This is a genomic window from Streptomyces sp. NBC_00271 (genome assembly GCF_036178845.1).
In the GTDB taxonomy this organism is placed as follows: domain Bacteria; phylum Actinomycetota; class Actinomycetes; order Streptomycetales; family Streptomycetaceae; genus Streptomyces.
Genome location: NZ_CP108070.1, coordinates 7,344,623 through 7,366,984, shown reverse-complemented (window position 1 = coordinate 7,366,984; position 22,362 = coordinate 7,344,623). Strand labels below are relative to the sequence as shown.

At 70.1% G+C, this 22,362-nt stretch carries 21 protein-coding genes; 9 read left to right on the top strand and 12 right to left on the bottom strand.

Features of this window, described 5'->3' with window-relative positions; genetic code table 11:
* The 3 genes from OG798_RS33590 to OG798_RS33580 form a co-directional block, all read right to left on the bottom strand.
* Positions 1-1,353, bottom strand: coding sequence for a hypothetical protein (locus OG798_RS33590; protein WP_328758152.1), 1,353 nt, complete (start codon positions 1,351-1,353; stop codon positions 1-3).
* A complete protein-coding gene (locus OG798_RS33585) occupies positions 1,353-1,661 on the bottom strand; it encodes a hypothetical protein (RefSeq protein ID WP_328758151.1) in 309 nt (102 codons plus the stop codon). The genes OG798_RS33590 and OG798_RS33585 overlap by 1 nt, the downstream gene beginning before the upstream one ends.
* A gap of 951 nt (positions 1,662-2,612) precedes the next feature.
* Positions 2,613-2,981 (bottom strand): hypothetical protein, encoded by a 369-nt coding sequence (locus tag OG798_RS33580; RefSeq protein WP_097224897.1) that lies wholly within the window; start codon positions 2,979-2,981, stop codon positions 2,613-2,615.
* A gap of 162 nt (positions 2,982-3,143) precedes the next feature.
* Here OG798_RS33580 and OG798_RS33575 point away from each other — a divergent pair, with 162 nt between their 5' ends.
* From OG798_RS33575 to OG798_RS33565, 3 genes are all read left to right on the top strand, one after another.
* Complete coding sequence (locus tag OG798_RS33575; protein ID WP_267062719.1) at positions 3,144-3,659, top strand: SigE family RNA polymerase sigma factor; 516 nt, start codon at positions 3,144-3,146, stop codon at positions 3,657-3,659.
* A 102-nt stretch (positions 3,660-3,761) separates the two neighbouring features.
* On the top strand, positions 3,762-5,057 hold the full coding sequence (locus OG798_RS33570; protein ID WP_267062718.1) for a hypothetical protein: 1,296 nt from the start codon (positions 3,762-3,764) through the stop codon (positions 5,055-5,057).
* Between the two features lie 181 nt (positions 5,058-5,238).
* On the top strand, positions 5,239-6,576 hold the full coding sequence (locus OG798_RS33565) for a M14 family metallopeptidase (RefSeq protein WP_097224899.1): 1,338 nt from the start codon (positions 5,239-5,241) through the stop codon (positions 6,574-6,576).
* Between the two features lie 69 nt (positions 6,577-6,645).
* Here the strand turns inward: OG798_RS33565 and OG798_RS33560 are convergent, their stop codons facing one another.
* From OG798_RS33560 to OG798_RS33540, 5 genes are all read right to left on the bottom strand, one after another.
* Positions 6,646-7,224: a hypothetical protein gene (locus OG798_RS33560; RefSeq protein ID WP_328758149.1), complete on the bottom strand. Its 579-nt coding sequence runs from the start codon at positions 7,222-7,224 to the stop codon at positions 6,646-6,648.
* A gap of 86 nt (positions 7,225-7,310) precedes the next feature.
* A complete protein-coding gene (locus OG798_RS33555; protein WP_267062716.1) occupies positions 7,311-8,795 on the bottom strand; it encodes a GntP family permease in 1,485 nt (494 codons plus the stop codon).
* A gap of 132 nt (positions 8,796-8,927) precedes the next feature.
* Complete coding sequence (locus OG798_RS33550) at positions 8,928-9,338, bottom strand: RidA family protein (protein WP_095852823.1); 411 nt, start codon at positions 9,336-9,338, stop codon at positions 8,928-8,930.
* A complete protein-coding gene (locus tag OG798_RS33545; protein ID WP_328758148.1) occupies positions 9,335-10,108 on the bottom strand; it encodes an IclR family transcriptional regulator in 774 nt (257 codons plus the stop codon). Before OG798_RS33545 ends, OG798_RS33550 begins: the two co-directional genes overlap by 4 nt.
* The gene (locus tag OG798_RS33540) at positions 10,105-11,142 is read right to left on the bottom strand and encodes a sugar kinase (protein ID WP_328758147.1); all 1,038 of its coding nucleotides are present in this window, start codon (positions 11,140-11,142) and stop codon (positions 10,105-10,107) included. Before OG798_RS33540 ends, OG798_RS33545 begins: the two co-directional genes overlap by 4 nt.
* A gap of 153 nt (positions 11,143-11,295) precedes the next feature.
* Here OG798_RS33540 and OG798_RS33535 point away from each other — a divergent pair, with 153 nt between their 5' ends.
* The gene (locus tag OG798_RS33535) at positions 11,296-12,564 is read left to right on the top strand and encodes an amino acid deaminase (RefSeq protein ID WP_328758146.1); all 1,269 of its coding nucleotides are present in this window, start codon (positions 11,296-11,298) and stop codon (positions 12,562-12,564) included.
* A gap of 57 nt (positions 12,565-12,621) precedes the next feature.
* Complete coding sequence (locus tag OG798_RS33530; protein ID WP_267062713.1) at positions 12,622-14,244, top strand: N-acyl-D-amino-acid deacylase family protein; 1,623 nt, start codon at positions 12,622-12,624, stop codon at positions 14,242-14,244.
* Positions 14,245-14,265: 21 nt separating this feature from the next.
* On the opposite strand, the gene OG798_RS33525 is transcribed toward OG798_RS33530, so the two are convergent.
* Together OG798_RS33525 and OG798_RS33520 are read right to left on the bottom strand one after the other, a co-directional pair.
* A complete protein-coding gene (locus OG798_RS33525) occupies positions 14,266-15,165 on the bottom strand; it encodes a S1 family peptidase (RefSeq protein WP_328758145.1) in 900 nt (299 codons plus the stop codon).
* A 225-nt stretch (positions 15,166-15,390) separates the two neighbouring features.
* Positions 15,391-16,077: a hypothetical protein gene (locus tag OG798_RS33520; protein WP_328758144.1), complete on the bottom strand. Its 687-nt coding sequence runs from the start codon at positions 16,075-16,077 to the stop codon at positions 15,391-15,393.
* A gap of 127 nt (positions 16,078-16,204) precedes the next feature.
* Here OG798_RS33520 and OG798_RS33515 point away from each other — a divergent pair, with 127 nt between their 5' ends.
* The 4 genes from OG798_RS33515 (at position 16,205) to OG798_RS33500 (ending at position 20,209) form a co-directional block, all read left to right on the top strand.
* Positions 16,205-17,416 carry a pyridoxal phosphate-dependent aminotransferase gene (locus tag OG798_RS33515; protein ID WP_054234800.1) on the top strand — a complete coding sequence of 404 codons (1,212 nt, stop codon included), beginning with the start codon at positions 16,205-16,207 and terminating at the stop codon, positions 17,414-17,416.
* Positions 17,417-17,520: 104 nt separating this feature from the next.
* Positions 17,521-17,940, top strand: a complete 420-nt coding sequence (locus tag OG798_RS33510; protein WP_095852831.1) for an SCO4983 family protein — start codon at positions 17,521-17,523, stop codon at positions 17,938-17,940.
* A gap of 494 nt (positions 17,941-18,434) precedes the next feature.
* The gene (locus tag OG798_RS33505) at positions 18,435-18,938 is read left to right on the top strand and encodes a tetratricopeptide repeat protein (RefSeq protein ID WP_179436450.1); all 504 of its coding nucleotides are present in this window, start codon (positions 18,435-18,437) and stop codon (positions 18,936-18,938) included.
* Entirely contained in the window at positions 18,935-20,209 is a 1,275-nt protein-coding gene (locus tag OG798_RS33500) for a glycosyltransferase (protein WP_095852833.1), read from the top strand. The genes OG798_RS33505 and OG798_RS33500 overlap by 4 nt, the downstream gene beginning before the upstream one ends.
* An 80-nt stretch (positions 20,210-20,289) precedes the next feature.
* Here the strand turns inward: OG798_RS33500 and rfbD are convergent, their stop codons facing one another.
* Positions 20,290-21,207, bottom strand: coding sequence for a dTDP-4-dehydrorhamnose reductase (gene rfbD, locus OG798_RS33495; protein WP_220788849.1), 918 nt, complete (start codon positions 21,205-21,207; stop codon positions 20,290-20,292).
* A complete protein-coding gene (gene rfbB, locus OG798_RS33490; protein ID WP_121415141.1) occupies positions 21,204-22,178 on the bottom strand; it encodes a dTDP-glucose 4,6-dehydratase in 975 nt (324 codons plus the stop codon). The genes rfbD and rfbB overlap by 4 nt, the downstream gene beginning before the upstream one ends.
* Positions 22,179-22,362 lie beyond the last annotated feature (184 nt).

Below are 22,362 nucleotides of genomic sequence, written 5' to 3'. Positions count from 1 at the left end.
TCAGTGGGCTCCTGGCGGCGTGGGGGTCGGGCCGGGGCTCGGTGACGGTGTTCCCGGTTCGGGCTCGCCGGTTCCGGTGCCCGTGGTCTGGCCGGTGCTGTAGAGCGGGTCAAGGGATACATGGTGTCCTGCGGGAGTCTGCGACTCCAACTGTGCGACGGCTTTCGCGCGTTCATCGTCGCTGAGTGCGTTCCAGGCCATCGCATCGTCGAGGTGTGGCTCCATCTTGTCCCAGTTCTTGCCTCGGACCTTGATGTCGGCGCCACGGTGGTCGGAGTCGTCACCGTACTGCTCGTTCTTCTCCCGCACGTCAGGGGTGTCAGCGGCGTAAAGGGTGAACAACTGCTTGTCCGTGTCAGAGCCGTAGGGATCGTCGCGCAGGTCCGAGAGGTGGTATGCGCTCAACCGGACGTCCAGGTCGGGGTGCCCCTCGATGTTGGCGGCGAGTTCGGCGTCACTCAGCTCGCTGAGGTATCTGCCGTCTTCCAGCTGGAACGCCTCGTGATGCTGATCGACGACCGACCGGGCCGTTTCCAGCTTCATGTGCGTGATGCCCAACGACTTGTCGGGCTTTGCTCCGAGGGTGAGGCTCCAGTCGAAGAACCGACCGAACTCGGTCAGCGGCCCTCTCAGGCTCGGGTTGGAGTTCTGGTACCACTGCTGCTCCTGCCACAAGATGGCCAGCAGCAGCTTCTGGCTGATCCCGGTCTCGGCGGAGGCCAGTTTCACCTGGTTGAGGACGTTGGGCGGAACGTTGATCGGGTGAAGACCGTCCAGGCCGCCGGACAGACGGAGCGCGATGGCCAGCGGGCTGTTGCTGTCGAGGGCCTCTTTGGCCAGCTCGGGATCGCCGATCTCGGTCAGTCCCTCGATGGTACGCAGCGTCCGGGCCGCCTCGGCGTCGGCCTTGTCCGCCTTCGTCAAGGCATCTGCGATGACCTGGTGCGCGTGAGTGACCTTCTGGTGTTCGTCGCTGTCCGGTGACGTCGCGACCGGGTGGGCGAAGTCGACGCGACCGCTGTCGTCGACCTTCAGTTCGTGTCGGGCGGCGTAGTCGAGAGCGCTGTGCAGGTCGCGCTGGGCGTCGGTGATGTCGGCGGCCAGGTCGTCGTACACCCGGGCAAGGGCGCGCAGGGAAAGGGCGGCCGCTTCGTAGTCGTCGGCGTGCTTGACGAACTTCTCCCGCGCCGCGCGCCCGGCGTCACCGACCCAGCACTGCCGCAGCGTGGCGGCCATCTCGTCGCGGGCGATGGAGGCGACGCCGTCACACTGCTTGGCGGCCTCAATTGCGTCGCTCGCCGCGTCGCGCCACTGCTGGGGCTTCGCCGTGCCGAGGTCGCTCACGGAGACCATCAGGCGTCCTCCAGCCAGTCGGCCGACTTCCTGAGCTGTGCCGCGACCGAGCCGTCGTCGCTGATCTGCTGGTCCATTCCCTTGGTGAGCGCGTCGGTTGCTTCCTCGACCAGATCACTGAGCTCGCGGAGACGTTTCTGCCAGGCAGACACACAGCCATTGCTGGCGGCTCCCGCATCCCAGCCGGCGTGCGCCTTTCCCACCGCCTCGGCATCGTCGAGCTTCGACTTCTCCCGCGCATCGCCGTGCGCGGTCCGCAGGTTCGACGCCTTGGCCCGGATCGGCGCGTCGGTCAGTCCGAGGTCCACACCCTGCGCTCCCGGCGCAGCCGAGGCACCGCCGCCGGCGGAGGCGAGTTCCGTGCGTGCGTTGCCCCTGCGAAGGGCATCCGCTTTGAGCCGACTCCACTCTTCATCGAACGACATGCTTCCCCCGTTGCACGTACATCTTGGATAACACCGCCATAAATACTACCCGTTGTGCACAGACGCCTCTCTGGAAGCCCCGAGCTGCGCCGCCCTCCGAACGGATCGTGGCCGAGAGCACGGATGCGGCGTTTGCGAAACCTCATCATCAATACCTGAAGCTCACTCGCGTACGCACCCGCATTCCAGGCCACAGCCGACGACAGATGTCGATCACGATCTCACTCAGACGGTGACGCTCGGCTGCCGCGCCGCAACGCCCATCCTCGACGGCGAGGTGAAGGTGTTCGGGGACGGGAACGTTCTGCCGGAAGTGAAGAAGGAGCTCGACCGGCTGTTCACCCTCGCCCGTCCATCCTGCCCGCGGCCACGCCGACCCATCCCCGGCAGGCCCGCCCCCAGGTCCCGGTACGGTGACCGCGGCACCCCTCGGCCTCGCGCGACCAGCCTCGGCCAAGCCGAGTTCGCCATGCGGTTCAGCCCGAGCGAGCCATGCCAACCTTGATGCCTCGTTCGCGCAGGCGCAGATATTGCCCAGGCGGACGGTGAGACGGCCAACCACTTCTTCGTTATCGGAGAGCTGGACCGGACCTGCCGGTCCCGCGCAGTCGTCCGGGGCACGGGGTAGACCTCATGAACAGTGCCCCTTCAGCCCGCTGAAGGCCCGCTGAAGGCCCGCTGAACAAGAGAGTCACCGACCCCGACGGCAACGCCTACATCGCCATAGCCGGCGCCGAGGACACCTACCTCACCGACACCCGCGAAGCGCTCCGCACCATGATTCTCGACATCAAGGCGGGCAGGGCCGACCACCTTCTCTGAGCCGCCGGACGGTTACCCCATCGGCCGGTAGTACCCCAGCACCCACGCCAACTGTGCGAACCACCCACGCAACAACTCCCGCGGCTTCGCGTTCACCACGCACTCGTAGACCCTGCCGTCCAGGTGGACCACGGCGACCATCAGGGCCTTGCCGTTGGGGCTCGCCTTGTAGTGGACGCTGCGGATCTCGGCCCAGGGGAAGTCGACCGTGATGTCGTACATCTCGAAGGCCACACCCGACACGTCGACGACGACCGAGTTGTGCTTGTCGACCGCCAGGAACTCCGGGCCGGGCGCCGCTGGCTGTGGCGGCTGCGGGGCGTACTGCGGCGGGGGCGGGCCGAAGCCCGGTGGGGTGGAAGCGGGCGGCTGGTCTGTCACTCCGGCAACTTATCCCGGCGTACGCAGACCCCTTACGTGGAGGGCCCCTCTGTGGGCTCCCTGTGGGCGCCCACTGGACCTTCTTTCCGTCCGCTGAAACATTTCCGGGGGGCCGGCGCATCAATGGAGTGAAGGCGGCGGTACCAAAGACACGGGGGCGGGATGAGACAGGTCCGGGGGGACGAGTACGCCGAGTTCGCGGCGGCGCGGGCGGGGCATCTCTACCGCTCCGCCTGTCTGCTCACCGGCGGGGACACCCATCTCGCCGAGGACCTGGTGCAGGAGACCCTCGGTCGCCTGTACGTCCGCTGGTACCGGGTCTCCCGCGTCGGCAACCCCGCCGGATACGCGCAGACCGTCCTCACCCGCACCTTCCTCGCCCACCAGCGGCGCCGCAGCAGCCGGGAACGCGCCACGGACGAGTTCCCCGACCTCCCCGACTCGCGCGCGGCCGACACCGACACGCCCCTGCGGCTGACCCTGGTCGAGGCACTCGGCCGGCTGTCCGCCAAGGACCGGGCCGTGGTCGTGCTGCGCTACTGGGAGGACCGCAGCGTCGAGGAGACCGCCGAGGCCATGAACGTCAGCTCGGCCGCCGTACGCACCCGCTGCACCCGCGCGCTCGCCCGGCTGCGGCTGCTGCTCGGGGACGCCCTCGGCGAGTACGCCAGACCCTGACGCCGACCCGGCGCCGACGACCGTACCGAGACTTCCGGCCAACAGCTCCGACCCACAGCTCCGACAGACAGCCCTTACGGAGAGCAGAGAGGGTGATTCGCCATGCCCGTTGACGACCACCACCACGACCACGACCGGTACCACGACCACCACCGGGGCAACGACCACGAGGACCGTTTCGAGGTACGGCTCGGCGAGGCCCTGCACCAGGCCGGCGGGGCCTACGAGACCGACCGCCGCGCCCTGGTCGCCGCCGGCGCGACGCGTGGCCACAGGCTACTGCTGCGGCGCAGGGCCGCCGTCGTGGCGGGCGTGGCCTCGGTCGCGCTCGTGGGCCTCGGCGGGGCACTCCTCGTACCGGGCGGCGACGACGGGCGGCAGTCCGTGGCCACCGGCGCGAAGACCCCCGTCGCTTCGGCCACCCCCAAGGCGTCGTACACCGGCGACGAACTGATCGGCATCCTCGAGAAGCTGCTCCCCCGGGGCGAGTTCAGCTCGGCGCAAGCACGCGGCACGGAAGACAAGCTGCCGCCGTACGCACAGGTCGTCCACAACGACGGCAAGGGCAAGGCGGCCATCGCCGTCGGCTTCAACCGGGTCCTGCCCGGCAGCGAGCAGGCCCGCCAGACCATCGCGTGCCCGGACAAAACCCTGACGCCGTACGACAGCTGCGCCGTGACCAGGCTGTCCGACGGCTCGGCGCTCAAGCTCTTCCAGGGTTACGAGTACCCGGACCGCCGCGCGGACACGAAGTTGTGGACGGCGGACCTCGTCACCCCCAAGGGTCAGCAGGTCAGCGTGAGCGAATGGAACGCCGCGGCCGAGAAGGGCGCGCCGGTCAGCAGGGCCGAACCCCCGCTGTCCACGGCACGGTTGAAGACACTCGCCACGGCCGGCGCGTGGCTGGGCGTCGTCGACGCGATCCCGGTGGACCCCAGGGCCCCGACGGCGGCACCCGCACAGCCCTCGGGCATCGACGGCCGCGCGGTCACTTCCACGCTCGTCTCGCTGCTTCCCAAGGGCGTCAAGGTGGTCGCCAAGAGCGGCCCGGACAGCGGGTACGCCTATGTCGTCGTCGACGACGGCAAGGGCAGGAGCCTGGTCCAGATCAACGTGCAGCCGAACATGTCGGACGTCGAGGACCAGCTCTTCGGGGCGGACGCCGAGACGCTGGCCGACGGCACGAAGGTCGTCACGCACAAGGAGCCGGGCGAGAAGGGCGGCGCCGGCGTCGTCATGTGGACCGCCGACACCATCAGGACCGACGGGTTCCGTGTGGTGATCAGTGCCTTCAACTCCGGCAGCCAGGTGACGGCCGCGACGCGCACCACCCCCGCGCTCACGACGAAGCAGCTCCGGGCGATCGCCCTCAGTGCGAAGTGGCGCGGTCTGGGCTGAGTTCCCTCGCGTCGGACCCCGTCGGTCAGACCTGCCGGCGGGGTGCGACGCATGACCGGTTTCCGCCACCGGCTCTTTGTCGTCCCTTGACCTGCCCATGCCAAACACTCACCATGAGCGCCACACCCGCACTCCGTACGTCGCACTGATTCCACCCCCCACACTCCGCTAAGGAGACTTCATGCGACTTCACAGACGCGGCAGGCGCACCGTCACCCTCGCGACCCTGCTCGCGCTCGCCCTCGCCGCCCCGATCACCGCCACCGCCACTCACGCCACGGCGACGGGAGCGAAGGCCCCCGCACCCTCGGCCGACGACATCCGTCAGTACGAGATCCACCAGAGCACCACCCCGGTGACCCGCACCGCCATCCAGCAGACCGGCGTCACCGTGGACGAGGCCGACGAGGAGACCGTCGTCGTCTCGGGCCGCGCCGACCAGGTCAAAAAGCTGCGCCAACTCGGCTACGAGGTCTCCCTGTTGGGATCCGCGCCGAACCGTTCGAACGGCGCCGGTGACGTCCGCCTCCTCGACTTCCCCTCGGCCGACTCGAAGTACCACAACTACGCCGAGACGAACACGGAGATCGACCAGCGGCTCGCCGCCTACCCGAGCATCATGAGCAAGCGGGTGATCGGCAAGTCGTACCAGGGCCGGGACATCGTCGCCATCAAGGTCAGCGACAACGTGGCCACCGACGAGAACGAGCCCGAGGTCCTCCTCACCTTCCACCAGCACGCCCGCGAGCACCTGACCGTCGAGATGGCGCTGTATCTGCTGCGCGAGCTCGGGGCCGGATACGGCAGCGACTCCCGCGTCACCAACATGGTGAACGGTCGTGAGATCTGGATCGTCCCGGACCTCAACCCCGATGGCGGTGAGTACGACATCGCGACCGGCTCGTACCGCTCGTGGCGCAAGAACCGCCAGCCCAACTCCGGTTCCTCGTACGTCGGTACGGACCTCAACCGCAACTGGAACTACAAGTGGGGCTGCTGCGGCGGCTCGTCCGGTTCCACGTCCTCCGAGACCTACCGCGGCGCCTCCGCCGAGTCCGCACCCGAGGTGAAGGTCGTCGCCGACTTCGTGCGCGGCCGGGTCGTCGGCGGCAAGCAGCAGATCACGGCCGGGATCGACTTCCACACGTACAGCGAACTCGTGCTGTGGCCCTTCGGATACACCACCGCCGACACCGCGACCGGCATGACCACGGACGACGCCGCCGCGTTCAAGGCCGTCGGCCAGAAGATGGCGGCCAGCAACGGGTACACCCCGGAGCAGTCCAGCGACCTGTACATCACCGACGGGTCGATCGACGACTACCTCTGGGGCAGCCAGAAGATCTTCGACTACACCTTCGAGATGTATCCGACGTCCAGTTCCGGAGGTGGCTTCTACCCGCCCGACGAGGTGATCGAGCGGGAGACCTCACGGAACCGGGACGCGGTGTTGCAGTTGCTGGAGAACGCGGACTGCATGTACCGGTCGATCGGGAAGGCGACGCAGTACTGCAGTTGACCACCGGGGCGGTGCGGTGAGGGGGAACTGCGGGCCCGTTGTGGCTGGGCCCGCAGTTCCCCGCGCCCCTTACGGGGCGCTCTCCTCACCGTCTTCGAAGTAGGCGTCCAGGACCGCGTCCAGCTGGTCCTCCCACTCCTTGAAGCGGGCCCGGGCCGTCGCCTCGATCTCGATCGGGTACCAACGGCGGTCCGGGGTGTGCACCGTGATGGTGAACCGCTTCCCGAAGCGCGGCGACTCCGTCTCGACGGCGCCGATCTCGTCCCAGCGGAACTCCGCCTCCTGGTCGTCCAGGCGCAGGTGTACGCCGCTGTGGTCGGCCTTGATCGAGGCGCGCCGGTCGGACGCCTCGAACACCGGCCCGTCCGGGTCCGGTTCGGGCTCGGAGTCCGAGTCCGAGTCGGAGTCGGAGTCGGAGTCGGAGGTGGCCTCCTCTTCGGGCTCGGCGGGTGCCTTCTCGGCGACCGCCGTCTCGGGGGCGGCGTCCTCGACAACCGCCTCCTCGGACGCGGCCTCGTCGGAGGCGGCGTCCTCGACGACCGCGTCCTTCGGCTCCGCCTTCGCGGGTGACGTGAGCCCGGGGATGTACGCCGGGTTCACCGCGGCGGCGTCCAGGGGCTGGCTCTTCGAACCTATGCGCTGCTCCACAGCGGGCAGTATGGTCGAAGATCCTGTGTCGGACACAGCCAGCCCCCAAGTTGGCAACGCGACTGTTGTACGAAGACGCCCCGTACCTACACGAACAGGCTCACCACCGCCGCCACCGCGAAGCCCGCGACCGACAGCACCGACTCCAGAACCGTCCAGGTCTTGAGGGTGTCCCGTTCGGAGATGCCGAAGTACTTCGCGACCATCCAGAAGCCGCCGTCGTTGACGTGCGAGGCGAAGATGGAGCCCGCCGAGATCGCCATGATGACCAGGGCGACGAAGGCCTGGGAGTGGTCGCCCTCGGTCAGCAGCGGGGCCACGATGCCGGCCGTGGTGACGATGGCGACCGTGGCCGAGCCCTGGGCGACCCGCAGGACCAGGGAGATGAGGTAGGCGAGGACGATCACCGGCAGGCCGACGTCGTTGAAGGTGTCGGAGAGGGCCTGGGCGACCCCGCTGCCCTTGAGGACCGCGCCGAAGACCCCGCCCGCGCCGACCACGAGCAGGATGTTGCCGACCGGCTTCAGCGAGGCCGTGGACACCGTCTCCAGCGACTTGCGGGACCAGCCGCGGCGGATGCCGAGCAGGTAGTACGCCAGCAGCAGCGCGATCGTCAGCGCGACGAAGGGGTGGCCGAAGAACGTGATGACCGAGCGGCCCGTGGAGGGGTCGAAGGCGATCGAGGAGAAGGTCGCGAGCAGGATCAGCACCAGCGGCGTACCGATGATGGCCAGGACCGTGCCGAGCGGCACCGGCTTCTCCTGCGGCGCGACCCCGGCGGCCCGCTGCTCCTCGACCAGCGCGGCCCGCGCCTCGTCGGCGGCCTCGGCCATGTCCTGCGGTACGGGGACGAAGATCCGCCTGCCGATCCACGCGGACCAGACCCAGGCGGCGAGCACGGCGGGGATGCCGCAGACGATGCCCATGAGGATGACCCAGCCGAGCTGCACGTGGAGCAGTCCCGCGGCGGCGACCGGGCCCGGGTGCGGCGGCAGGAACGCGTGGGTCATGGAGAGACCCGCGAGCAGGGGCAGGCAGTAGAGCAGGATCGACTTGCCGCCGCGCTTGGCGGCCGCGTACACGATCGGCGCGAGGACGAAGATGCCGACGTCGAAGAAGACCGGGATACCGAAGATGAGGCCGGTGAGGCCCATGGCGAGGGGCGCCCGCTCCTCGCCGAAGAGGTTCAGCAGCCGGGACGCCAACACCTCGGCCCCGCCGCTGACTTCGAGGATCGCGCCGAGCATCGTGCCGAGCCCGATGATGATCGCGATGTGGCCGAGGGTGCCGCCCATGCCGGACTCGATGAGGGAGACGGCGTCGGAGCGCTGGACCGTGCCGAAGAGTTCGGTGACGGAGAGACCGGCCGCGAGGCCGACGGCTATGGAGACCGCGAGCAGCGCCACGAAGGGCTGGAGTCTCGCCTTGATGATCAGGACGAGGAGCAGCGCGATGCCGAGCGCGGCGACGGTCAGCAGACCGGCGGTGCCGTGGATGAGGGCGATCAGACCGCCGGTGTGGGGTGGGGCCGGTGGCGCGGTGGTGGCGGCGAGCAGCATGGGTGAGGACATGGGCGGGGGACCTCTGCAGTCGGGTAAGTGGGGCATGCGGCTTTCGGGCAGGGGGGATCGCGGCACGGCGTCCCATGGGGAGGGAGGCCGTGCCGTGATGACGTACGGGGTGCGGGAGTTCGAGGTGGTCGCTCAGCCCAGTACGGCGAGCGCGTCGATCTCGATGAGGAGGCCGGCCGGCAGGCCGACGTAGACCGTGGTGCGGGCGGCGGGAGGCGCGGTGAGGCCCTGCTCCTCGAAGTAGGTGTTGTAGATCTGGTTCATCTCGGCGAAGTGGTCGACGTCCGTGAGGTAGACGCGGATCATCATCGCGTCGTCCCAGCTCGCGCCGCCCTCTTCGAGGATCGCCCGGACGTTGGCGAGGGTCTGGAGGGTCTGTTCACGCAGGGTGGGACCGGCGGGCGTGGGCGGCTTGCCCTCCTCGGCCGGGAGGAAGCCGACCTGTCCGGCGACCTGGAGGATGTTCCCCTTCTTCACGCCGTGCGAGAACTTCGCGGGCGGCGTGGTGTGGGTCTTGGGGGTGAGGGCGGTCTTCTCGGTCATGGACGTCGGGAGCTCTCTTCCTTGACTGGGGGCTTGCCGGAGTACTCGTGGCTGATGGCGTCGGCGGTCCGGCGCACCAGCGGGAGCAGGGTGAGGAGTTCGTCGGCGGTGACGACGACGTTCGGCGCGGAGACCGACATCGCGGCGACGACGCGTCCGTCGGCGCCGCGGACGGGGGCCGCGACGCAGTTGATGGACTCCTCGTGGCCACCGAGGTCGGTGGCCCAGCCCTGTTCGCGCACCGTGGCCAGCTCCTTGAGGAAGGCGGGCGCGTTGGGGGTCGAACGGGCCGTGTACATGGGGTAGTCGAGCCTGTCCGCGAGGACGCGGCGCTCGGGCTCGGGGAGATCGGCGAGGAGGAGTTTGGCGACGGCGGCGACCGTGATGGCGACCGGCTTCCCGATCCGTGAGTACATGCGCACCGGGTAGCGGCTCTCCACCTTGTCGATGTAGAGGACCTCGTTCTCCTCGTACACCGCGAGGTGGACGGTGTGCCCGCACGTCTCGTTGAGCCGTACGAGGTGGGGGTGGGCGATCTCGCGGACGTCGAGGTTCTCGACGGCTTCCTGGGCGAGGGCGAAGAGGCGGGCGCCGAGGCGGTAGCGCTGGTCGGACTGGCGGTAGACGAGGCCGTGCTCGTGCAGGGTGCGCAGGAGGCGGAGCGCGGTGGACTTGTGGACGCCGAGGCGGTCGGCGACCTGGCCGAGGTCGGCGGGGCCCTCGGCGAGCAGCGGCAGGATGCTCAGCGCTCGGTCGACGGTCTGGCTCATGGGGTACGTACCTCCTCCTGGGCCCGCGTGACGGCTTCGGTCCAGCCGGGGCCGAGTCGAAGTGTCTCCCACGCGTCGTCGTCCAGAGCGGCCAGCCGGTCGGCGTGGTCGCGGGAGGGGGGCGCGGCGAGGTCGCCGTGGACGGTGAGGGCGGCGGCGGCCATGAGGTGGCCGTGCCGGAGCCGCTCCCGGGCGGGCAGTGCGCGCAGGGTGGCGGAGAGGAACCCGGCGGCGAAGGCGTCGCCCGCGCCGACGGGGGCGACGACCTCGACGTGGAGGGAGGGGACGAAGGTGACCGTGTCGCCGTCACCGTCACCTTGGAAAAGGGTTGCACCCCGGGACCCCTGCTTCACGACCAGCGCCCGGGGTTCGGGCAGCGCGGCGCGGATCGCCCCCGGACCTCCGGTGACGCCCCAGGCGGTCTCGGCCTCGTCCTCGCCCACGAAGACGAGGTCGCTGCCGCGGGCCAGGTCCAGCAGGACCTTGCCCGGTTCCTGGTGCTGCCAGAGGTGGGCCCGGTGGTTGACGTCGAACGAGACGAGGGGGCGGCCGGGGCGGCGCGCGGTGAGTTCGCGCATCAGGGCGAGGCAGCCCGCGGAGAGCGCGGCGGTGATGCCGGAGAGGTGGAGCACCCGCCCCGCGCGGACGGCGTCCAGGTCCATGACGTCCGCCGCCATCGCGGAGGCGGCGGAACCGGCCCGGTAGTACGCGACCTCGTGGGCGTCGCTCGCCCGGTCGCCCGCCGTGCGGAAGTAGACGCCCGTCGGGCGCGCGGGATCCCGTCGTACGGCGGAGGTGTCGACGCCGTACGCGGCGATCGCCTCGACGAGGTGATCGCCGAAGCCCTCCGCGCCGACCCGGCCGACCCAGCGCGCGGTGTGCCCGGCCGCGGCGAGCACACACGCCACATTCGACTCGGCGCCGCCGATCCCCCGCTCGAACGACGGCACATCGGCGAGGCGCCCCGGCCGGGTGGGCAGGAACGTGACCATGGACTCGCCGAGCGCGACGACGTCGACAACGGTGGGGGTCACGATGACTGGGGCTCCTCGCTCTCGCGGTCGACGGTGACGCAGCCGCACCGTTGACCCTGCGTTGGCTGGGATGTTAGACAGCAGTAAGCGACATACGCAATGACCGTTGCACATGATGCAACACGTCACGCAACACCCTTGAAGGGAAGGCTCATGACCGCCTCCGAAGCCGCCGCCCGCCTCGCGGCCGATCGCGTCGACCACCGCTTCAAGGGCCTCCCCCCGGACGCCGAGGGCCTGACCGTCGGCGAGCTGGCCGCCCAGCGCCGCGACCTCTTCACCGGCGGATTCACCACCCCCGTCCTCGCGCTGTCCGCCGAGCGCCTGACGCACAACCTCGAACTGATGGAGACGTACGCCGTCCGCCACGGCCTCGCCTTCGCCCCGCACGGCAAGACCTCGATGGCCCCCCAGCTGTTCTGGCGGCAGATCGAGCACGGCGCCTGGGGCATCACCCTCGCCGTGCCTCATCAGGTCCGCGTGGCACGGGAGTTCGGGATCGAGCGGATCTTCCTCGCGAACGAACTCGTCGACGCGGCGGCGCTGCGCTGGATCGCGTCCGAGCTGGCGGCCGACCCGGACTTCCGCTTCGTCTGTTACGTCGACTCGGTGCGCGGCGTCGAGCTGATGGACGCGGCGCTGCACGGCTCCACTCGTCCGGTGGACGTGGTCGTCGAGCTCGCCGCCGGCGCGGGGGCCCGCACCGGGGTGCGTACGGAGGCGGAGTGCGCGGCGGTCGCGGACGCGGTGGCCGCGACGCGGACCCTGCGGCTGGTCGGCGTGGCGGGTTACGAGGGCGAGGTCCCGGGGGCGGACCCCGAGCGCGTGCACGCCTGGCTGCGGCGGCTGACCGCGCTGGCGGTGGACTTCGACAAGGCGGGCCGGTTCGCGGGACTGGCGGAGATCGTCGTCAGCGCGGGCGGCAGCGCCTGGTTCGACGCCGTCGCTGACGTCTTCTCCGAGCTCCCCGACCTCTCCCTGCCCGTACTGAAGCTGCTGCGCTCGGGCGCCTACGTCTCGCACGACGACGGCCACTACCGGCGGCTGACCCCCTTCACCCGGGTCCCCGAGGAGGGCGCCCTGCACCCCGCGTTCCGCCTCTGGGCCCAGGTCGTCTCCCGGCCCTCCCCCGAGCAGGCCTTCGTCAACGCGGGCAAGCGGGACGCGGCGTACGACCTCGATCTGCCCGAGGTCCAGGTGGTGCGGCGGGACGGTGCCGAGCGGCCGGCGACGGGTCTGACGGTGACCGCGCTCTCCGACCAGCACGCGTGGGTGCGCACGGACCCGGAGGCGGACGTGGAGGTCGGGGACTGGGTGGGCCTCGGGCTGTCCCACCCCTGCACGTCCTTCGACAAGTGGCAGCTGATTCCGCTGGTGGAGGCGGACGGCACGGTCGTGGACTACGTCCGTACGTTCTTCTGAGAGCTTCTGCGAGGCCACTGTGACGAATGTTTCCTGTGTTTCCTGGAGGCCCCTGTGATGGATCTCGTCATCCGCGACGCGGAGGTCGTCGACGGCACCGGAGGCCCCTCGTACCGCGCCGACGTGGGCATCGAGGGCGGCAGGATCACCAGCGTGCTCAAGGAGGGGGCGGCGGCCGGCTGTCTGCGGCCTCTCGCCCGGCGGGTCCTCGACGCCGAGGGCCTGGCCCTCTCCCCCGGCTTCATCGACATGCACGCCCACAGCGACCTCGCCCTCCTGCGCGACCCGGACCACAGCGCGAAGGCGGCCCAGGGGGTGACCCTGGAGGTCATCGGCCAGGACGGGCTGTCGTACGCGCCGGTCGACGACCGCACCCTCGCGGAGGTCCGGTCCACGATCACCGGCTGGAACGGACCCGGTGACGACATCGACTTCGGCTGGCGTTCGGTGGGCGAGTACCTGGACCGGCTCGACCACGGCTTCGACGGCGAGGGCATCGCGGTGAACGCCGCGTATCTGATCCCGCAGGGCACCGTGCGGATGCTCGCCGTCGGCTGGGACGACCGCCCGGCGACGGCGCGGGAGCTGGAGCGGATGCGGCGGCTGGTGGCCGACGGGATGCGCGAGGGCGCCGTCGGCATGTCCTCCGGCCTCACCTACACCCCCGGCATGTACGCCCAGGACGCCGAACTCACCGAGCTGTGCCGAGTGGTGGCGCAGTACGGCGGCTACTACTGCCCGCACCACCGCTCGTACGGGGCGGGCGCCCTGGCGGCGTACGAGGAGATGGTGGCCCTCACCCGCGAGGCGGGCTGCCCGCTCCACCTCGCCCACGCCACCATGAACTTCGGCGTCAACGAGGGCAGGGCCCCGGAGCTGCTGGCCCTCCTGGACGACGCCCTCGCCGCGGGCGCGGACATCAGCCTCGACACGTACCCCTACACCCCCGGCTGCACCACGCTGGTCGCGATGCTGCCGAGCTGGGCGAGCGAGGGCGGCCCGGAAGCGATCCTCGCGCGCCTGAAGGACGAGGAGACGGCCGAGCGCGTCCGCCACCACATGGAGGTGATCGGGGCCGACGGCTGCCACGGCGTGCCCATCGAGTGGGACACGATCGAGATCTCGGGGGTCACCGACCCGGCGCTCGCGTCGTACGTCGGCAGCACGGTCCGGCAGTCCGCCGACCGGCTCGGCGAGAGCCCCTGGACGACCGCCCGCCGCCTGCTCCTGGAGGACCGGCTGGGCCCGACGATCCTCCAGCACGTCGGCCACGAGGAGAACGTCCGCGCGATCATGCGGCACCGTGTGCACACCGGCGGTTCGGACGGCATCCTGCGCGGCGACAAGCCGCACCCGCGCGCGTACGGCACGTTCCCGCAGTATCTGGGGAAGTACGTACGGGAGTTGGGCGTCCTCTCACTGGAGGACTGCGTCGCCCATCTCACCGGTCGCCCGGCCGCCCGGCTGCGGCTGCCCGACCGCGGGCTGGTCCGCGAGGGGTACCGCGCCGACCTCGTCCTCTTCGACCCGGCCACGGTCGCGGCGGGCTCGACGTTCGAGGAGCCGCGCAGACTCCCCACAGGCATCCCGTACGTCCTGATCGACGGCCGGTTCGTGATCGAGGACGGGCGGCGCACGGACGTACTGGCGGGGCGGGCGGTCCGCCGGACTCCCCGGTGACCGCCCGCCGCCGCACAGGGATCACGGCTTGGGCAGGGTGCACCCGCTCGCGCTCAGGTTGAGCTTGTTGCCGGTCGTGAAGCACCCCGGGATCTGGTAGGTCTCCTCGGCGTAGTTGATGCCGGGGTGAATGGTGACGTTGCCGCTCGCGTCGACCTCGCAGGGGTTGTTCACCGTGCAGGTCTCGCCGTCCTCGTTACCGGTGTTGTTGACGGCGACGACCTTGCCGGTGGCCTGGTCGATGACCGGCGAGCCCGAGGTGCCGCCGATGGTGTTGCAGGCGGAGGTGTAGCGAATGGAGTCCTTCCAGGTCCAGTCGCCCTCCTTGAGGCGGTACGCGAACCCGTCGATGCTGCAGTTGTAGAGCCGCTTCCAGTAACCGGAGGCGACCGTGATGGCGGTGCCGACGGTCGGGTGCGTGTCCTGCACGGTCAGCGCGCTGATGCCGTACGAGTTCTTGATCGTCGTGTAGGTGCTGGTGAGCTGGTAGATCGTGACGTCCGTGTCGGTCATCGTCGAGTACGCGACCTTGCTGGCCCGCAGGGTCGCCACCCGGGTGCCGGCGGAGTTGAGCAGGCCGAAGGTACGGCTGGACGCCTGGCCGACGATCACTTCACCGGGCTCCGGGAAGCCCGTCTCCAGGCAGTGGCCGTTGGAGAGCACGAGCGCCGGGTCGCTGTCCGCGGAGTTGGGGAAGCGGATGACGGAGCCGGAGCAGTTACTGAGCGCGACGGTCCCGGCGAGGCTGACGGCCTGGAGGGTCGGCGCCGCCGCCTTCGTGTCCGCCTTGACCGCGGACACGGACGCGGACGTGGACGTGGACGCCGCCGCGGGTGCGGGTGCGGGTGCCGCGACCGCGGGTGCCACGCCCGCCCCGGCGATCACCAGGGCGAAGAGCGCGGCGACGAGAGGCTTTCTCATGTGGGGGTCCCCTCTTGCGACTTGGGCGACCGGAGATCTTCCGGCCACTTCCAGTCTTGTCATGCGCATTGTCAATCGAGGGGACGGGAGGGACAAGGAGCGGTTTCCGGCCATGGGCATGCCGGAGCGGCGGGACGGGGCGCGTCGTATACGCGGGCGAGCCAGCGGCGGTGAAATCCACCGCGGATCTGCCGTGGCCCGGACAGAACCCGTCGGGACCGGCGGCTACTTCGGCCGCTTGGTGGCGCCCTGGCCGTGGCCGGGGTTGCCGTTGCCGGCGCCGCGACCCGTGGTCGCGGTCGCGGTGGGGCTGGCGGTGGGGGCGGTGGAGGTGGTGGGGGTCCCGGCCGACGGGGACCGCGGCGCCGTCGTGGACGGCGTCGCCGAGGTGGACACGGACGCGCCCGAAGAGGTCCGCTCGGCGCTCGCACCGGAGGCGGCGGGCGAGTCGCCCGGCGTCGTCTGCGCTGCGCCGGCGGCCGAGCCACCCGCGGAAGCCGTCGGTTCCGGGGACGTGGACGCACCCCGGCCGTCACCGTCGCTCCGCCCCGAGGGCGAGGAGCCCCCGGACGCCCCGGAGTCGAACAGTCCCACGATCACCGCGCCGAGGACGACCGCGCACACCGCGCCGCCGGCCACCGCCACCCGCCGCCGCGGGAGCCGCTCCCGGCGGCGGCGCCGCGAGCCGTCACGGCGGCCGGCCCCGGCACGCGCCAGGGCTCCGTCGCCGCCCGTCCCCGCACCCGGCCCGTCGTCATCGGCCGTCCGCGCTCCCGGCACGTCGTACGCGTCCTGCCAGCCGTGCGCCGCCGCCGGATCCGCGTACGCCTCGTACGCCGGAGGCGCCTCGCCGTCGCCGCTCGGGAGGTACACCCTCGGCTCGGCCTCGGTCTCACCGTTCTGCCAGGACATGGGCGCGGATTCTAAGGACCGCAAGGGCTTACGGCACAACGTGGGGAAGAAAGCGACGCAAAACGTCACGTCTCACGTGGTGGAAAACACCCCCCGCCGAGCGTTACGCGGCCGTAAGCTCACCGTCATGCAGGTGATCCAGTCGACCAAGCTCGCCAACGTCTGTTACGAGATCCGGGGCCCGGTGCTCGAGGAGGCGATGCGGCTGGAAGCGGCGGGTCATCGGATCCTCAAGCTGAACACCGGCAATCCGGCCGCGTTCGGGTTCGAGTGCCCGCCCGAGATCCTGGAGGACATCCTCCGGAACGTGTCGACGGCGCACGGCTACGGCGACGCGAAGGGCCTGCTCGCCGCCCGCCGCGCCGTCGTGATGCACAACCAGACCCTCGGCATCGAGACCGACGTCGAGCACGTCTTCATCGGCAACGGCGTGTCCGAGCTGATCGTGATGGCGATGCAGGGGCTGCTGGACGACGGCGACGAGGTCCTCGTCCCGGCGCCGGACTACCCGCTGTGGACCGCCGCCGTGTCCCTGTCCGGCGGCACCGCCGTGCACTACCACTGCGACGAGCAGTCGGACTGGATGCCCGACCTCGCGGACGTGGAGCGCAAGGTCACCGACCGCACCAAGGCGATCGTCATCATCAACCCGAACAACCCGACGGGCGCGGTGTACGACGAGGCGATGCTGCGCGGGCTCACCGACATCGCCCGCCGCCACAACCTCCTGGTCTGCTCGGACGAGATCTACGACAAGATCCTCTACGACGACGCCACGCACACCCCGACCGCCTCGGTCGCGCCCGACCTGCTCACCCTCACCTTCAACGGCATGTCGAAGGCGTACCGGGTGGCGGGCTACCGGGTCGGCTGGATGTCGATCTCCGGCCCCCGCGCGCACGCCGACTCCTACATCGAGGGCCTGACGATCCTCGCGAACATGCGCCTGTGCGCGAACATGCCCGGCCAGCACGGCGTGGTCGCGGCGCTCAGCGGACGGCAGACGATCAACGACCTGGTGCTGCCCGGCGGCCGACTGAAGGAACAGCGGGACGTCGCCTACGAGCTGCTGACCCAGATCCCGGGCGTGAGCTGCGTGAAGCCCAAGGGCGCGCTCTACCTCTTCCCGCGGCTCGACCCGAAGGTCTTCAAGATCAAGGACGACCGCCGGATGGTCCTCGACCTGCTCCGCCAAGAGAAGATCATGGTCGTCCAGGGGACCGGCTTCAACTGGCCCGAGTCGGACCACTTCCGGGTGGTCACCCTGCCGAGCGTGGGCGATCTGACCGACGCGGTGACCCGGATCGGGAACTTCCTGGACGGTTACAGCCAGCCGTGACGCTCACACTGCGTGCATGGGACGACAAGATGTGCGACATGGCTCAACTTTAGACGAAATCCAAGCTAGGATGGCTTCCTGAAAGAGCACAGGAGGCCGTCCCCATGTACGAACCGATCCGCACCAAGTCGGTCCACACGACGGCCGGCACCCCCTCCGACTTTCCCCACCGGTCGCGCGAGGAGGAGCTGGACATCCAGCTCGCCGGACACCTCGCGGCGCTCCTCGCGGTGACCGACGAGATCCGCGCGAGCGAGCCGTCCGCCGACCTGGACGCGGCGGCCGAGCGGCTCGCCGAGCAGGTGGCGCGGCTGCGGGGAGGAGTGGCGCCGGTCCGCGCGTCGTCGGTTGCCGCCGCGCGCGAGCCGCACGTCGTCGCTCTCCACCAGCGGGCCCACGCCCTCGCCGGCCGCGCCCTCGTCGTCGCCGCGTCCCGCGCGGACACCGCGGGCGCGATCCTGGCCGCCGAGCGCATGGACGCCCACGCCCCGGCCGCCGAACCCCGCGAACTCGCGGCTCGCTGAGAGCCCGCGTCCGAGCCCCCGGGCTCCCCTTGTACGGCCCCGGTCCGCGCGCACCCGCAGCGACGTGCGGACCGGGTGCCATGACCTCTGGCATGTCGTGCCGGGCAACTCGTCACGCACGAGCAGCCGTTGACGCCTCACCCCGACCACGGGCACACCCCTTTTCCCTCCCATGGCTTTGATGCCTGCATTCGGGTGGACTGCGCACCGTAATTGCCTGCCAAACGGCTGCACCATCACGTAGGACTCGTAACGTCGGTGGAAATGATGGTGGTTCGGACTCCGGCGCTTTCGGCACCGCCACGGTCTTTTCGATGCCGACGGCCTGCGGTCAGCCACATCCTTGGTACCTCACTATTTCTACGAGATGTGAAAAAATGAGACGTAAGCGATTGTGGGCGGGGCTTACCGGTGCGGCCGCGGTTGCGACCGGGGTGACGGCCTGGGCAATTCAGTCCCACTCGGCAACAACCCCGGAATCCGAGGCCAGTTCGGTGAACGGGAAGGCCCAGCAGGCCAATGCGCTTTTTCAGAGCGCCCTGCTGCAGGAGAAGTACCAGGACTCCGAAGGGGCGGCCAGAACCTACCAGCGGGTGCTGCGGCTCGACCCCCGCAACAAACTGGCCTGGTACAACCTGGGCGTCATCGCGCAACGGGACGGCAGAACAGCCAAAGCCCGCGAGGCCTACGAAAAGGCGCTGAAGATCGATCCGAAGTACGCCTCGGCCCTCTACAACGAGGCGATCCTGCTGAAATCGAGCGACACCGACCAGGCCGTCACACTCCTGAAGCGTGCCATCGCCGCCACACCCCAGGCCGCCACGGCTCATCTCCAACTCGGCTGGATTCTGGCGAAGAAGCACCGTGACGACGACGCCGAGGTGGAGTTCCGCCGTGCCGTCGCGGCCGATCCGTCGCTGTACTCCCAGGTCCCGGAACAGTTCCGGGACGGCGTAACCCCCACACCGGCATCGAGTCAGGAAGGTGTCACCGGATGACGTCGACCGCAACCCCCAGGTTCTCCGTCTTCACACCCAGCCACCAGCCCCGCTTCCTCGATGAGTGCCTCAAGGCCCTGCAGGCGCAGACCTGTCAGGACTGGGAGTGGATCGTCCTGCTCAACGGCGGCGCCCGGTGGCGGCCGGAGCGACAGGACGAACGGGTCCGGGTGGAGATCGCGGACAGCATCCGCGGCGTCGGGGCGGCGAAGCGCAGGGCCTGCGAACTGGCCCGCGGCGAGATCCTCGTCGAACTCGACCACGACGACCTCCTGGCGAAGGGATGCCTGACGGAGCTGGCCAAGGCGTTCGACGCGCATCCCGAGGCCGTCCTGGTCTACAGCAACACCGCGCAGATCACCGAGGACGGCAAGCGGGACGACACCCGCTTCAACGAGGCGCACGGCTGGAAGTACGAGGACGTGCGCGTCGACGGCCGCAAGCTGCTCCAGGCCGTCTCCATGGAACCGACGCCGCACAACGTCTCCTACATCTGGTACGCGCCGAACCACGTGCGGGCGTTCCGCAAGGAGAGCTACGAGAAGGCCGGCGGGTACGACGCCACGCGCACGGTGCTCGACGACCAGGACCTGATGTGCCGTCTGTTCCACATCGGCGACTTCCACCACATCCCCCGCTGTCTGTACCTGCAGCGGATGCACCCCGCGAACACCCAGCGCGATCCGCAGGTCAACGCGCACATCCAGCGCGAGACGGTCGCCCTGTACGACAAGTACATCGAGGCCAACGCCCTCGCCTGGACGCACCGGCGCGAACTGCTCGCGCTGGACCTCGGCGCGGCCCACCGGAAGCCACCCGGCTACCTGGGCGTGGACCAGTACCCCGGTGAGGGCGTCGACATCGTCGCGACGCTGCCCGGAAAGCTCGACCTGCCCGACAACTCGGTCGGTCTGATGCGGGCGGTGGACTTCCTCGAACACGTGCCGGCGAAGGTGCCACTGATCAACGAGCTGTACCGGCTGTTGGCACCCGGCGGCATGCTCGTCACCATGACGCCCAGCTCCGACGGCCGCGGCGCGTACCAGGACCCGACCCACGTCGCCTTCTACAACGAGAACTCGTTCTGGTACTACACGGACAACCAGTACCGTGCCTTCGTGCCCGAGATCCAGGCCAAGTTCCAGTCGTCGCGGCTGGTCACCTACTTCCCGACCGAGTGGCACTCCCAGAACGACATCTCCTACGTCGTCGCCAACCTCATCGCGATGAAGGAGGGCGCCGAGCGGTGCGGAGGACCGCTGCTGGTCTAGGGCCGGAACGCGGAACGAGCGCCCTGCGGAACGCCAGGTTCCGCAGGGCGCCTCGGTGTTCGGGGCCGTGCTGCCGCCGGTCAGGCCGACAGGTGTGCGCTGTTCGTGCGTGCCGCCACGACCAGAGCGGCGAAGGAGGGCGCGGCCAGGGCCGCGGTCAGTTGGTCCTCCCACCGGGGCAGGGGTACGAGGCCGCATCGGGCCCAGTTGCCGTGGCCGAGGACACCGAACGCCGGGCGGGCGGCCGGGCGCGGGAACTTCTCCGAGCCGACCGGGCGGATCCGCTCCGGGTCGAGGCCGGCGAGGCGGAAGGTCTCCGACGCCAGCCCGTACCATGTGGTGCGGCCGGCCGCCGTGCCGTGGTAGATGCCTGCGGGTGCCCGTCCGGCCAGGGCCGCGCGGCCGAGGGCGGCCAGCTGCCGGGCGAGCGCGCGGGACCAGGTCGGCTGGCCGTGCTGGTCGGCCACCACGTCCAGGGTCTCGCGCCGACCCGCGAGTTCGAGCATGCGGGCCACGAAGTTGGGGCCGTGCGCGCCGTAGAGCCACGCGGTGCGCACGATGTATCCGGTGTGCGGCAGCAGTTCGGCGACGGCCCGTTCCCCCGCCGCTTTGCTGCGCCCGTACGCGTTGACGGGCCCCGTCGGCGCGTCCTCGGGGTAGGGTCGACGACTCTCGCCCGGGAACACGTAGTCGGTGGAGACGTGCAGCAGGAGCGCGCCGCTGCCCGCGCAGGCCTCTGCCAGGTGGCGCACGCCCGTGCCGTTCACGGCCGTGGCCGCTGCCTCGGACCGCTCTGCGCCGTCGACGTCCGTCCAGGCGGCGCAGTTGACGACCACACGGTGGCCCGTGACGGCCGCGCGGACGGCAACCGGGTCGGTGACGTCCAGCTGATCACGGCCCAGTCCCGTCACCACGGTGTCCGGATGGGTGGCGAGTTCGGCCAGCACGTCCTGCCCGAGGAGCCCGCGCGCACCGGTCACCAGCCAGCCGACGCTCACCGGAACCCGGCCCTCTCCTTGAGCGGCGACCACCAGGAGCGGTGTGCGTCGTACCAGGAGACCGTGGCGGCCAGGCCCTCGGCGAAGTCCACCTGCGGCGCGTACCCGAGCTGTTCGCGGATCTTGCTGTCGTCGAGTGAGTAGCGCAGGTCGTGACCCTTGCGGTCGGCCACGTGCTCGACCCGGTCCCAGCCCGCGCCGACCGCGTCCAGCAACAGGCCGGTGAGCTTGTGGTTGCTCAACTCGGTCCCGCCGCCGATGTGGTAGACCTCCCCGGCCCCGCCGGCGTGCAGGACCAGGTCGATGCCCTGGCAATGGTCGGAGACGTGCAGCCAGTCGCGCATGTTGCGGCCGTCGCCGTACAGGGGGACCGTCCGCCCGTCGAGCAGGTTGGTGATGAAGAGCGGGATGACCTTCTCCGGGAACTGGTACGGCCCGTAGTTGTTCGTGCACCGGGTGACCACGACGTCCAGGCCGTGGGTGCGGTGGTAGGCGAGCGCCAGCAGGTCGGAGCCGGCCTTCGAGGCGGAGTACGGGGAGTTCGGCGCGAGCGAACACTCCTCGGTCCACGAGCCTTCGCCGATCGAGCCGTACACCTCGTCGGTGGACACGTGGACGAAGCGGCCGACGCGGTGGCGGTGGGCCGCGTCCAGAAGAACCTGGGTGCCCATCACATTCGTACGGACGAAAGGACCGGCCCCGTCGATCGACCGGTCCACATGCGACTCGGCGGCGAAATGGACCACCGCGTCCTGGCCCGCCATCACCTCGTCGACCACGTCCGGGTCACAGATGTCGCCCCGGACGAAGGTGTAACCCGGGTATTCCGCCACCGGCGCCAGATTGGCTTCGACTCCCGAATACGTGAGTTTGTCGAGCACGGTGATCCGCGCCGTCGGGTCGAACTTCAGCCGTCGGCGGACGTATTCCGAACCGATGAATCCGGCACCGCCGGTCACAAGGATGCGCATGGCTCTCCGTTTTTCTCGCCGCCCAGCGTCCAGGACCGGGGACATGTCCGGTCCCCGGAACCTGCCCCACACGCTACTCAAGGCCGTGGCTCATTCCCGGCAAGCCGGACCGGCTCTGGCCGATGTCGTCGAATTCGACGTCGGGCGCGCTGCCACGCCGGAAGCGCGGGCGGAACGCGGGCGG